This window comes from Brachybacterium sp. AOP3-A1-3, assembly GCF_052378285.1.
Lineage (GTDB): Bacteria > Actinomycetota > Actinomycetes > Actinomycetales > Dermabacteraceae > Brachybacterium.
The window spans coordinates 1-12,619 of record NZ_JBQSXM010000001.1; the positions used below are offsets into that span (position 1 = coordinate 1).

The 12,619-nt window shown below is 71.2% G+C and carries 10 protein-coding genes; 2 read left to right on the forward strand and 8 right to left on the reverse strand.

Going from position 1 to position 12,619, the window contains the following annotated elements; all coding sequences use genetic code 11:
• The 5 genes from rbfA to rimP all read right to left on the reverse strand — a co-directional run.
• Positions 1-532: 30S ribosome-binding factor RbfA (gene rbfA / locus ACT3T5_RS00005; RefSeq protein ID WP_444593243.1), on the reverse strand; the 532-nt coding region annotated here is incomplete at its 3' end.
• 220 nt (positions 533-752) lie between these two features.
• Positions 753-3,716: a translation initiation factor IF-2 gene (gene infB, locus ACT3T5_RS00010; RefSeq protein ID WP_444576023.1), complete on the reverse strand. Its 2,964-nt coding sequence runs from the start codon at positions 3,714-3,716 to the stop codon at positions 753-755.
• A gap of 95 nt (positions 3,717-3,811) precedes the next feature.
• Positions 3,812-4,117: a YlxR family protein gene (locus tag ACT3T5_RS00015; RefSeq protein WP_444576024.1), complete on the reverse strand. Its 306-nt coding sequence runs from the start codon at positions 4,115-4,117 to the stop codon at positions 3,812-3,814.
• Positions 4,118-4,280: 163 nt separating this feature from the next.
• Positions 4,281-5,387: a transcription termination factor NusA gene (gene nusA / locus ACT3T5_RS00020; RefSeq protein ID WP_444593244.1), complete on the reverse strand. Its 1,107-nt coding sequence runs from the start codon at positions 5,385-5,387 to the stop codon at positions 4,281-4,283.
• A 1-nt stretch (position 5,388) separates the two neighbouring features.
• On the reverse strand, positions 5,389-5,976 hold the full coding sequence (gene rimP, locus ACT3T5_RS00025; protein WP_444576027.1) for a ribosome maturation factor RimP: 588 nt from the start codon (positions 5,974-5,976) through the stop codon (positions 5,389-5,391).
• A 132-nt stretch (positions 5,977-6,108) separates the two neighbouring features.
• Between rimP and ACT3T5_RS00030 the strand changes: the two genes are divergently transcribed.
• Positions 6,109-7,209, forward strand: a complete 1,101-nt coding sequence (locus ACT3T5_RS00030) for a DUF4439 domain-containing protein (RefSeq protein ID WP_444576029.1) — start codon at positions 6,109-6,111, stop codon at positions 7,207-7,209.
• Between the two features lie 4 nt (positions 7,210-7,213).
• Here the strand turns inward: ACT3T5_RS00030 and ACT3T5_RS00035 are convergent, their stop codons facing one another.
• Positions 7,214-8,998, reverse strand: coding sequence for a proline--tRNA ligase (locus ACT3T5_RS00035; RefSeq protein ID WP_444576031.1), 1,785 nt, complete (start codon positions 8,996-8,998; stop codon positions 7,214-7,216).
• Between the two features lie 99 nt (positions 8,999-9,097).
• Here ACT3T5_RS00035 and ACT3T5_RS00040 point away from each other — a divergent pair, with 99 nt between their 5' ends.
• Positions 9,098-10,474: a hypothetical protein gene (locus ACT3T5_RS00040; protein ID WP_444576033.1), complete on the forward strand. Its 1,377-nt coding sequence runs from the start codon at positions 9,098-9,100 to the stop codon at positions 10,472-10,474.
• A gap of 29 nt (positions 10,475-10,503) precedes the next feature.
• Here ACT3T5_RS00040 and ACT3T5_RS00045 read toward each other — a convergent pair whose 3' ends face one another.
• Positions 10,504-11,346 carry a GNAT family N-acetyltransferase gene (locus ACT3T5_RS00045; RefSeq protein ID WP_444593245.1) on the reverse strand — a complete coding sequence of 281 codons (843 nt, stop codon included), beginning with the start codon at positions 11,344-11,346 and terminating at the stop codon, positions 10,504-10,506.
• 6 nt (positions 11,347-11,352) lie between these two features.
• Positions 11,353-12,516 (reverse strand): flavodoxin-dependent (E)-4-hydroxy-3-methylbut-2-enyl-diphosphate synthase, encoded by a 1,164-nt coding sequence (gene ispG / locus ACT3T5_RS00050; RefSeq protein ID WP_444576036.1) that lies wholly within the window; start codon positions 12,514-12,516, stop codon positions 11,353-11,355.
• Positions 12,517-12,619: the final 103 nt, after the last annotated feature.

Consider the following 12,619-nt stretch of genomic DNA (forward strand, 5'->3'; position numbering starts at 1 on the left):
TGACGCCGGTCGACGGATCCTGCTCCGCTGCGCCGACGGCGTCGGCCCCGTCAGCGTCGTCGGAGTCGTCGGCGTCGGCGTCGGCGTCGTCGATGTCGTCGTCATCCTCGGCCTCACGGGGGACGCGGTAGGGATCGGCGTCGCCGGCATAGGCCGCGCCCTCCTTCGACTTCGCGAGCTCGGCGTCGCGCCCGCGGGCCTCGGACAGGAGGTCCTCGATGACACGGGCGTTCTCGGGGATCGCGTCGGCGATGAACTCGAGGGTCGGGGTCAGGCGCACGCCGGTCTGCCGGCCCACTTCACGACGCAGCATGCCGGTGGCGCTCGCGAGCGCGGCAGCGGTGCCTTCGCGCTCCTCGTCCGTGCCGAAGACGGTGTAGAAGAGCGTCGCGTGCTGGAGGTCTCCGCTGACACGCACATCGGTGATGGTCACGAAACCGAGGCGCGGGTCCTTGACCCGGGTGTCGAGCATGGTCGCCACGATCACCTTGATGCGGTCGGCGAGCTTGAGGGCGCGGGGGCTGTCGTTCATGATCGGTCATTCTCCTGATCGGGGTGAGGATCTGCGAGGGGTGAGGAGGGATGTCGGCAGCAGGATCGTCGCCGGGCAGGGTGTCTCTCGGCCCCGGAGGAGGCGTCCGTCCGGGAGCGCCCGGGAGGACAGGTGCAGGGGAGGAGAGTCGCGACGGACATGCGGCTCTCCTCCCCTGCGGATGCGGCGGGGCGCCGCGGGGCGCCCGGCCGGTATCGGATCAGCTGCGGGGCTTCTCCTGCATCTCGTACGTCGTGACGACGTCACCGATCTGCAGGTCGTTGAAGGATCCCAGGTTGATGCCGCATTCGTAGCCCTCGCGGACCTCGGTGACATCGTCCTTGTAGCGACGCAGCCCGGCGATCTCGAGGCTCTCCGTGATGACCACACCGTTACGCGTGATGCGCGCCTTGCCGCCTCGCTTGATGAGGCCGCCGCGGACGATCGAGCCGGCGATGTTGCCGAACTTGGAGGAGCGGAAGATCTCGCGGATCTCCGCCGAGCCCAGCTCGACCTCCTCGTACTCCGGCTTGAGCATGCCCTTGAGAGCCTGCTCGACCTCGTCGATGGCGTTGTAGATGACCGAGTAGTACTTGATCTCCACGCCCTCACGGTCGGCGTACTCCGCGTTGAGGCCCTCGGCCCGCACGTTGTAGCCGATGATGATGGCGTCCGACGCGACGGCGAGGTTGATGTTGTTCATCGTGATCGCACCGACACCGCGGTCGATGATCCGCAGATCGACGCCGTCCCCGACCTCGATCCCGAGCAGCGACTCCTCCAGCGCCTCGACGGCACCGGCGGCGTCACCCTTGAGGATGAGGTTGAGGGTCTCGACCTTGCCGTCGGCCATCGACTTGGTGATGTCCTCGAGGCTGATGCGCTTGCGGGCCTTGGACAGCGACGCGGCACGCTTGGCGGCCTCGCGCTTCTCGGCGATCTGGCGGGCGGTGCGCTCGTCCTGGGCGACCAGGAAGGAGTCACCGGCGCCGGGCACCGAGGTGAGACCGAGGACCTGCACCGGACGGGACGGACCCGCCTCGGTGACGTTGTCGCCGTTCTCGTCGAGCATGGCACGCACGCGGCCGTGGCCGGTGCCGCAGACGATCGCGTCGCCGACCCGCAGGGTTCCCTGCTGGACGAGGACCGTGGCGACCGGGCCGCGACCGCGGTCCAGGTTCGCCTCGATGGACACGCCACGGGCGTCCTTGTCGGCGTTCGCGGTCAGCTCGAGCGCGGCGTCCGCGGTGAGCAGGACGGCCTCGAGCAGCGCATCGATGTTCTGGTTCTCCCGAGCGGAGACGTCGACGAACATCGTCTCGCCGCCGTACTCCTCGGCCACCAGGTTGTACTCGGTGAGCTGCTGGCGGATCTTCTGCGGGTTCGAATCCGGCTTGTCGATCTTGTTGACCGCGACCACGATCGGCACGTTGGCCGCCTGGGCGTGGTTGAGCGCCTCGATGGTCTGCGGCATGACGCCGTCATCGGCGGCGACCACGAGGATCGCGATGTCGGTGACGTCGGCGCCACGGGCACGCATGGCGGTGAACGCCTCGTGGCCCGGGGTGTCGATGAAGGTCAGCGCGCGGTCGACGCCCTCGTGCTCCACCGGGACCTGGTAGGCACCGATGTGCTGGGTGATGCCGCCGGCCTCTCCTGCGCCGACGGTCGCCTTGCGGATCGTGTCGAGCAGGCGGGTCTTGCCGTGGTCGACGTGACCCATGACGGTGACGACGGGGGGACGCGGCACGCGGTCCTCGTCGTCCTCCTCGGCGAGCTCGGCATCGAGATCGATGTCGAACTGTCCGAGCAGCTCGCGCTCCTCGTCCTCCGGGGAGACGATCTCGATCTTGTAGCCCAGCTCCTCGCCGAGCAGATCGAAGGTGTCCTCGTTCAGCGACTGCGTGGCCGTAGCCATCTCACCCATCGCGAAGAGCACCGTGATCAGCGATGCGGGATTCACATCGATGCGGTCGGCGAAGTCGGAGAGCGATGCTCCCCGGCGAAGACGGATCGGGGTGTTGCCGTCGCCGCGCGGGATCGAGACGCCGCCCGGTGCGGGCGCCGACATCTGCTCGAATTCTGCGCGCTTCGCACGCTTCGACTTGCGCGAGCGAGCGGGCTTGCCGCCACGGCCGAAGGCACCCTGGGTGCTGCCACGACCACCGCGACCGCGGGGACCGCCGCCACCTGCGGGACCACCGGGGCCGCCGCCGGGACGAGCCCCGGGACCGCCGCCGGAACGTCCACCGCGACCACGGCTGTCGCCGCCGCCGGGACGGGCGTCGGCCAGACCACCGGAGGAGTGCTGACGCATGATCCCGGGAGTGGGCATCCCGGGACGGGGCGGACGGGGAGCCGCACCCTCACGGGCTGCGGGGCGACCGGCACCGGCCTGATCGCCGCTGCGACCCTGACCCTGGCCCTGGGGGCGGGAGCCGGGACGGGGCATGCCCTGCGAGCTCGCGAAGGGGTTGTTGCCGGGACGGGGGCCGCCCGGACGCGGGGCGCCCTCGCGCGGAGCGCCGTCACGCGCGGGACGGCCGCCGCCCTGGCCCGGCTTGCGGGAGCCGGGGCGGGGCATGCCCTGCGAGCTGGCGAAGGGGTTGTTGCCGGGACGAGCAGCGCCGGGACGGGGCGCGGGACGCTCTCCACCGGGCTTCGGGGCAGACGCCGGGCGTGCGGCACCGGGCTTCGGGGCGCTGCCCGTGGACGCGGCATCATCGCTGGCCGGCTTCGCGGCAGGCTCCGACGTCTCCGCGCTCGCGGACTGCGCGGAGGTCTCGGCAGCCGGCTCGGACTTCTCGGTGCTCTGGGACTTCTCCACCGGGGCGGAGGGGGCAGAGGCCGGTTCGGGGGTCGACGCCGCAGGCTGCTCCGGAGCGGCCGGGGCGGGCTTCGCACCGGGCTTGGGAGCGCTGCCGGGCTTGGGGGCGCCGGAGGGCTTGGATGCTGCACCGGGCTTGCGCTCTGCGCCACCTGCGGGGGCTGCGGAGCCGCTCTTCTCGGACGAGCTGTCCCCACCCTTGGCGGGGAGCTCCTCACGCAGCCGACGGGCGACGGGCGCCTCGATGGTCGAGGATGCGGAGCGAACGAATTCGCCCATGTCCTGCAGCTTCTGCAGAACGGCCTTGCTGGGATGTCCGAGCTCCTTGGCGAGCTCGTGGACGCGGACCTTAGCCACATTTCTCCTGTCTCGGTCCGGCCGACAAGAGGGCGCGGACCATTAATTCCTGAGGGTGCTCATTGGTGAGTACTCATCGGATATCCATGGTTCTTCTACCTGTTCCACGTTCGGGTGAAATCGGAGTTCTCGAGGTCCTGGGCGAGATGCCCGGTGTCGACGCCGCCCCGGAAGGACCGGGCGAAGCCGCCTCGCTTCACAGCGAGCTCGAGACATGATGCCTCGGGATGCAGCCACGCACCGCGACCCAGGGCCGATCCGGTGGGATCGACGCGGACTCGCGGGGTGGCGCCTCCGGGAGCGGACTCCCGGACCAGACGCACCAGTTGGTCGCGCGGGGCCACCTGATGGCAGCCGACGCACGTCCGTTCGGGACGATGGGGTGCAGAGTGGGCGACCACGCCTCCACCTCCGTTCCGAACGCTTCCGTCGACCCATGATCCAGACCGCGTGCAGTCTGCGTCATACCTCGACGAACAGCCTCCCCAGTGTAGCGGACCGGCCGGGGCGGGCGCTCACCCGGGAGGCGTGGACCACACCTCACTGCCTCAGCCCAGTCCCAGCTCAGTCCTCGGGAACTGCCTCTGCGGCAGCAGGTTCCCGATCCGCTTGGGCAGGCGCCTCATCCGTCGGGGCGGCGGTGTGGGCCACCGGGACGGATGCGCCCTCCTCCGATGCCTCCTCAGCGGCAGCGGGGTACGCGTTCGGATCGTCGTCCGGGCGGATGTCGATCTTCCACCCGGTGAGCTTGGCGGCCAGGCGCGCATTCTGCCCGTCCTTGCCGATGGCGAGCGAGAACTGCCCGGCGGGGACGACGGCGCGGACCGCACGGCCCACCTCGTCGATGACCGTGACGCTGGTGACCTTCGACGGCGAGAGCGCGTTGGCGACGAACGTGGCGGGGTCCTCGTGGAAGTCGACGATGTCGATCTTCTCGCCGGCCAGCTCGTTCATCACCGAGCGCACGCGTGCCCCCATGGGGCCGATGCAGGCGCCCTTGGCGTTGATCCCGGGCACGGTGGCGTGCACCGCCATCTTGGTGCGGTGACCGGCCTCGCGGGCGAGCCCGGTGATCTCGACGCTGCCGTCGGCCACCTCGGGGACCTCGAGCGCGAACAGCCGGCGCACCAGGTTCGGGTGGGAGCGCGACAGGGTGATCTGAGGACCCTTCGGTCCGCGTCGAGCCTCCGTGACATAGGCGCGCAGGCGCTTGCCATGGGAGTAGTCCTCCCCCGGCACCCGCTCGTGCGGGGGCAGCACGGCCTCGACCGTGCCGAGGTCCACCAGCACCATCCGCGGGTCGCGGCCCTGCTGGATGATCCCGGAGACGATGTCGTCGGCCCGTTCGGCGTACTCGCCGAGCACCGCTTCGTCCTCGAGGTCGCGGATGCGCTGGAAGATCACCTGTCGCGCCGTCGAGGCGGCGACCCGCCCGAAGTTCTCCGGGGTGTCGTCCCATTCCTCCAGGAGGGTCCCCTCCGAGTCGCGCTCGCGTGCCATCACGGCGACCTGGCCGGTGCGCTCGTCGATGATCACCTCGGAATCCCGCACCGGATGGTCGGTGTGCAGGTAGGCGGCGTGCAGAGCGGAACGGATCGCGTCCAGCAGGACGGGCAGGCGGATATCCCGCTCCCGTTCGAGGGCCCGCAGGGCACCCATGTCGATGTCCATCTCAGCTCTCCTTCGATGCGGTGGGGTCGGCGTCAGCGATCAGCTGCGCAAGATCAGCGGGCGGGTCGAACTCGACCTGCACCTGGGCGGAGGAGACGTCGGCGACGGGGAGCTCCAGCCGCTCGGAGGTTCCCTGGGGCATGCGGAGCGGGCGGCCGCGGTCGTCCCGGCCGGGCTCCTGACGCAGGATCAGGACGTCACCGGCGGTGACGGCGAGCAGCCGCGCCCGGTACAGCGTGCCGTCGGCGGTCAGGGAGAGGAGACGACCCCGCGAGCGTCGGAAGTGGCGCACCGCGGTGAGTTCACGGTCGACACCGGGGGTGGTGATCTCCAGGACCACCGGATCGGGGCCCAGCAGGGCGTCGTCGGCGTCGATCCGGTCGGAGAGCTCGCGAGAGGCCGTCGCGACGGTGTCCAGATCCGCGCTGCCCAGCTGGTCCTCGGGCAGATCCACGATCAGCCGCACCTCGGGCATCGAGCGTGGGCCCGTCACCACGATCTCCTCGAGCACGAGGTCATGGTTCTCCAGGACCTGGGATGCTGCCTCCCGCAGGGCGGTGTGGGCCGTCTGGCCGTCGAGGTCGCTCATCGCTCGCTCACCTCCTCCTGCATATAGGTACCTGTGCCCACCGGTGACGCATCACCCGGCGGGGTCGATCCCAGGATAGTGCGCGCGCGGCGCGGATGCCTCCCGGAAGGGCCTCGATGCGAGAATCCTCCTGTGCTCCTTCCCACCGACCCCCTTCCCGCAGCCCGACTCCCGTCGCGGCGCCGAGTGCTGGCGTCGGGCGCCCTGGGCGTCCTCGCCCTCGCCGGAGTGCCCGGATGCGGGCGGATCGCCCTGGGCGGCCCCGCGGACTACACACCTCCTCCGCCCGGGATCGATGATCTGTACCGGACCGATCTGCTCGCCGTCCTGGACCGCGCGATCGCCGGCACGCAGACCCTCGCGGACTCGGCCGACGGGTCGACGGGCACCGAGCTCGCCGACGTGCTGGCGATGCTCTCCGCCGCGCTGCCCGAGCAGCGCTCTGCCCTGCTGACCGGCGCCGAAGCCGAGCGGGAGGAGACCGCCGCATCCGATCCCGTCGCCTCCGACCCGGCCGCGTCCCCGATACCGACTCCCTCCGACACACCGACGGACGCCGCCGGGCTCGTCGCCGTCCTGGTCGAGCTGCGGGAGCTCACGGCCGACGCGGCCCGACAGGTCTCCGGATCCCTCGCCCGCCCCATCGCGGCGATCGCGGCGCATGCGGCATGGAGCGCGCGACGTCTCCACGACGCCGCCGCGGCGGGCGACGTGCCCGCGCTGCGCTCGTCCGAGGAGATCGTGCCCTCGCGCGAGGTGCCGGCGACGGACCCGCCGTCGGTGGGCGCCGAGGTGGACTATCACTCCACGATCGAGCAGGCGCAGCAGGAGGAGTGGTACGCCGGGTACCTCTACGAGGTGCTCGCGGCCCGGACCACGGACGACGGCGAACGCGACGCGGACCTCGCCCGCAGTGATCTCCATCGGGCACGAGCGGAGTCGCTGGCGGCGATCGCGGAGGAGGACGGCGCCCCGGTCGTGCCCCGCCAGGCCGTCTACGCACTGCCGGGCGGGACGCTCGATGACCGGATGGCCGCAGAGCTCCCGCGGATGCTCGCCGAGGGTCTGCTCGTCGATCATGTCGCGCTCGTCGGGGCCGCCCCGTTCGACCGCCGTCCGCTGTCGATCGTCGCCGCGATGCAGGAAGGGGAGCTGCTGGCTCCTCTCACGGTCGCGATGCAGCCCCTGCCGGGCCTCGAGATCGAGGATCCCGCGCCGAGCGACGGCGGCTGAGGACTCAGGCCCCGCGCACCGCCGAGACCAGGGCCTCGACGACCCCTTCGGGGGCGACCTCCTCGATGGACCCGCTCGCGCGGTCCCGGATCTCGACGACACCTGTCGCCAGGCCCTTGCCGACCACCACGGAGGTGGGAATGCCCAGCAGCTCGGCGTCCTTGAACTTCACGCCCGGGGAGACCTTGGGCCGATCGTCGTAGAGCACCTCGAGACCGCGGGCCTCGAGCTCGGTGCCGATCCGTTCGGCCTCCTCGAAGATCTCCGGGGTCTTGCCGGTGGCCATGATGTGCACGTCGGCCGGGGCGACCTGGCGGGGCCACACCAGGCCCTTGTCGTCGTGGTGGAGCTCGGCGATGGCGGCGACCGCGCGGGTCACGCCGATGCCGTAGGAGCCCATCGTCACCACGACCGCCTTGCCGTTGACGTCGAGCACCTTGAGGTCGAGCGCCTCGGCGTACTTGCGGCCCAGCTGGAAGATGTGTCCCATCTCCATGCCACGGGTCAGCCGCATCGGGCCCGAGCCGTCGGGCGCAGGATCCCCGTCCCGCACCTCGGCGGCCTCGATGGTGCCGTCGGCGGTGAAGTCGCGGCCGGCGACGAGGTCGTAGACGTGCTTGTCCTTCTCGCCGGCGCCGGCGACCCAGGAGGTGCCGGGTGCCACGCGGGGATCCACGAGGTAGCGGATCTCCGAGGCGGAATCCAGGCCCAGGCCCTCCGGGCCGATGTAGCCCTTCATGAGCACCGGGTGCGCGGCGAAGTCGGCATCGGTGAACGGTGCGGCGGTGGCGGGTGCGACCGCGGACTCGAGGCGCTTCTCGTCGACCTCGCGGTCGCCGGGCAACGCGATCACCAGCGGCTCGGTGCTGCCATCGGGGTAGGTGAGCAGGTAGACGAGGTGCTTGAGCATCTCGTAGCGGGTCCACTCCCCCGACTCCGCGACGGGGCCCTTGCCGGGGAAGGCCTCGTTGGAGAAGTCGGTGAGCGCGGCGATGGTGCTCGCGCCCGGGGTGTCCTCGACGTGCATCGCCGGCCGCGCGGCGATCGCGGCCTCGTCCAGCGCCGGCGGGGCGACGGTGGTGACCGCCTCGACGTTGGCCGCGTAGCCGCCGTCGGAGACCACGAAGGTGTCCTCGCCCACGGGCGTGGGGTGGAGGAACTCCTCGGAGCGGGAGCCGCCCATCGCGCCGGCGTCGGCGCGGCAGATCACCGTGGGCAGGCCGAGGCGATCGAAGGTGCGCTGGTAGGCGCCGCGCTGATTCTCGTAGCTGACGTCCAGGCCGGCATCGTCGATATCGAAGGAGTAGGCGTCCTTCATGATGAACTCGCGGGTGCGCAGCAGCCCCGCGCGGGGGCGCGCCTCGTCGCGGAACTTGGTCTGCACCTGGTAGAGCATCGCCGGGAGGTCCTTGTACGAGTTGTACAGGTCCTTCACCGTGAGGGTGAACATCTCCTCGTGGGTGGGCGCGAGCAGGTAGTCGTTCTCGCGGCGGTCCTTCAGGCGGAAGAGCTGGGGGCCGTACTCCTCCCAGCGTCCGGTGGCCTCGTACGGCTCGCGCGGCTGGAGCGCGGAGAACACGAGCTCCTGGCCGCCGATCGCGTCCTGCTCCTCGCGCACGATCGCCTCGACCTTGCGCAGCACCTTCAGCCCGAGCGGCAGCCAGGTGTAGACGCCCGGCGCGCTGCGGCGGATGTATCCGGCGCGCACGAGCAGCTTGTGGCTGGCGACCTCGGCGTCGGCCGGGTCCTCCCGCAGGGTGCGGACGAACGACGACGACAGACGGATCATGGGGCAGGCCTTTCACAGCAGGGACTGGGCGCTACCGCCACCGGCGGCGGACGCGGGGTCCATCGTACTGGCCGCGACGGGCCGACGTATCCTGGCAGGATGCACCCGCGAGCACGGGAGGACCCCGGATCCGCACCGACGTCGCGCCGGCAGGCCCTGCGCGCGGCCGGCACGGTCGGCGCCCTCGGCGTCCTGGGCGCCGGCGGGTACGTGGCCTCGCGATGGGCCGGTCCCGCCGCGGACCCGCGCACCGTCATCTCCCTGTACTCGCAGACCGTCGCCTATGACGCGGATCAGTCACGCGTGCTCGTGAGGACCCCCGAGTCCGTGTCCGAACTGCTCCCGGGAACCCGTCTGCACTCCGATCTCGCCGCGTCCTCCCCCGCTGTCCGGCGGGCGCACGAGTTCTGGGACGGGACCTCCTCGTGGAGATCACGGGTGGCCACGGCGCAGGAGGAGCACGAGGTGCACTCGGACCTCTCGGACCTCCCGGACCTCGCAGACCTCGCGGGATCCGCCCTCCGCGACCTGTGGGTGCTCGCGGACGACCTGCCCGCCCCGGTCGCCGGCTGGAGCACGAGCTGGCGGTACATCTGGCCGCGGGATGCCGCGTTCTGCGCGGTCGCCCTCGCCCGCGTAGGACACGTGGACCGCGCGATCGCCGTCCTGACCCACCTGCAGTCGATCCAGTCGGACGACGGCTGGTTCGAGGCACGCTACGCACCAGGGACCGACCGGGCACCGGACGACCGTGATCGCCAGTTCGATGGCACCGGCCTGGTGCTCTGGGCCCTTTCGGAGGTCGCGCAGACCGTGCCCGACGCTGATCGCCCCCAGCTGCTCGACGACCTCGCGCCGCTGATCGGCACCACTCGCGACGCGCTGCTGAGGGAGACCCATGACGGGGCCGAGATGCCGCCGGTCTCCCCCGACTACTGGGAGGTGCGCGAGCGCTCGGTGACGCTCGGCCTCATGACCAGCACCCTCGCAGGCCTGCGAGCGAGCGGTGAGCTGACCGGGGCGGACCGGGACCGGGCCGCCGCCCGCTCCTTCTCCTCGATGCTGACGGAGACCTTCGGCGCCCACGGCTTCCAGCGCTACCGGCGCCGCGGAGGATCGGACTCGGCACTCGCCGTCCTCGACGCGACTGGATGCCACGGTGTCGCGTCAGCGCAGCAGCTGCTGGCCCTGCGCCAGGAGCTCGCCCGTCCGGGCGGCGGCATCGCTCCGGGCGCGTCCTGGCGCGAGGACGGCGTGAGCTGGACCCCGTCGACCAGTCTGCTCGCCCTCGCCCTCGCCCGCGCCGGAGAGTCCGACGCCGCCCTCGAGATCCTCGGCTGGCTCGCCGCGCACCGCACCGACGCGGGCTCACTGCCCGAGAAGGTCCTCTTCGACGGCCGCCCGGCGGCGGTCGCCCCGCTCGCCTGGACCGCGGCGAACGTGCTGCTGACGCTCGATGCGCTGGCGTCGACCTGACCCCATCGGCGTCGGCGAGCGTGCTGCGCTCAGAACAGGATCGTGGTGAGCTCACCGATCTGGTGGAAGCCGGCGGCGGCGTAGGCGCGGCGAGCCGGCTCGTTGAAGTCGTTGACATACAGGGTGACCTGCGGGGCGTGGTCTCGGCGTACCTGTCGCACGAGGTCCGCCATGGCCGCACGGCCCACGCCGCGGCCGCGCTGATCCGGCCGCACCCACACGCCGTGGATCTGGGCGACCGGGCCGAACAGGGCCCCGACGTCGGCCTTGAACAGCACCTCGCCGTCCTCGATGATCACGTAGGTGCGGCGCAGATGGATCAGGTCCTGGATCCGGGTCCGGTACGAACGTCCGCCGTCGCCGAGCAGAGGATCGACACCGACCTCCTCGCGGAACATCGCCACGGCGGCCGGGAACACCGCTCGCTCCTCACCCGGCAGCGCGGCCCGCAGCCGGGAGTCACCAGGTGCGACCATCTCCTGGGCACTGAGCAGCGGCTGGCTCCACCGGTACTCGCGCACGTCAGGGCCCCAGCCCGGTGCGAGGTGCTGCCACATCGCCTCGACCGCGGCGCGATCACCGACCACAGAGCTGGCCCGACGGCTCCGAGCCGCGAGGAAGCGCCCGAACTCCCCCAGGGCGAGACCGGTCGCCGACATCGGAGACAGGTTCACGCCGTGCCACAGCAGGCCATCGGGCCGGGCCTCGTCCCCGGCCACCGAGAACTCCTGCCCCACGGAGGGGCTGCGTCCCACATCGCGCAGACGCGCACCCGCGAGGGCGTTGGTCGCCGGGTCCCTCAGGGCATGCGCGATCGCGACGTCCAGCCCAGCGGGGCGAACTGCTCGAACCCGCCCTCCGCGACGGAACACGCGCGATCAGCTCACAGAGACCGACGGGGCACCGGACGCTTCGGCGGCCTCGCCCTCCATCTCGGCGGCGATACGGTTCGCCTCGGCCAGCAGGGTCGGGACGATGTCCGACTCGGGCACGGTCTTGATGACCTTGCCCTTGACGAAGATCTGGCCCTTGCCGTTGCCGGAGGCGACACCGAGATCAGCCTCGCGGGCTTCGCCCGGACCGTTGACGACGCAACCCATGACGGCGACGCGCAGCGGCACCTCGAGGTGCTTGAGGCCCTCGGTGACCTCGTCGGCGAGCTTGTAGACGTCCACCTGGGCGCGACCGCACGAGGGGCACGAGACGATGTCGAGCTTGCGGTCCTTGAGGTTGAGCGACTGCAGGATCTGGATGCCGACCTTGACCTCCTCGACCGGCGGGGCCGACAGCGACACACGGATGGTGTCGCCGATCCCCTCGCCCAGCAGGATGCCGAAGGCGACGGAGGACTTGATGGTGCCCTGGAACGCCGGGCCCGCCTCGGTGACGCCGAGGTGCAGGGGCCAGTCGCCCTCCGCGGAGAGCTGGCGGTACGCCTCGACCATGATCACGGGATCGTTGTGCTTCACCGAGATGCCGAAGTCGTGGAAGTCGTGCTCCTCGAACAGCGACGCCTCCCACTTCGCGGACGCCACGAGAGCCTCCGGGGTGACCCGGTCGCCCTTCATCATCCGCTGGTCGATGCTGCCGGCGTTGACGCCGATGCGCAGCGCGGTGCCGTGGTCCTTGGCGGCCTTCGCGATGTCCTTGATCTGGTCGTCGAAGCGACGGATGTTGCCCGGGTTCACGCGGACCCCCGCACAGCCGGCCTCGATCGCCGCAAAGACGTACTTCGGCTGGAAGTGGATATCGGCGATCACCGGGATCGGTGACTTCGCCGCGATCGCCGCGAGGGCGTCGGCGTCCTCCTGCCGTGGACAGGCCACGCGGACGATGTCGCAGCCCGCGGCGGTCAGCTCCGCGATCTGCTGGAGGGTCGCGTTGATGTCGTGCGTCGGGGTGGTGGTCATCGACTGCACCGTGATGGGTGCGTCGCCGCCGACGTAGAGATCGCCGAGCTTGACCTTGCGGGTCGTCCGCCGCGGTGCGAGGACCGGTGGCGGCGTCTTGACGGAGGGGATGCCGAGGCTCACTGAAGTCACCCCTCCATTATGGACTCGTCCCGGGGCTCTGGAGGGTCAGGTGCGACACCTCCACCGCTCCTGCACGCCCGGCGTGGCGCGCCGCACATGATTGCGGGCCCCG

Coding starts and splice junctions, on each gene's coding strand:
- ACT3T5_RS00040 (WP_444576033.1), top strand. CDS start 9,098: ATGCACCCGCGAGCACGGGAGGACCCCGGATCCGCACCGACGTCGCGC.
- ACT3T5_RS00035 (WP_444576031.1), bottom strand. CDS start 8,998: ATGATCCGTCTGTCGTCGTCGTTCGTCCGCACCCTGCGGGAGGACCCG.
- nusA (WP_444593244.1), bottom strand. CDS start 5,387: ATGGACATCGACATGGGTGCCCTGCGGGCCCTCGAACGGGAGCGGGAT.
- rimP (WP_444576027.1), bottom strand. CDS start 5,976: ATGAGCGACCTCGACGGCCAGACGGCCCACACCGCCCTGCGGGAGGCA.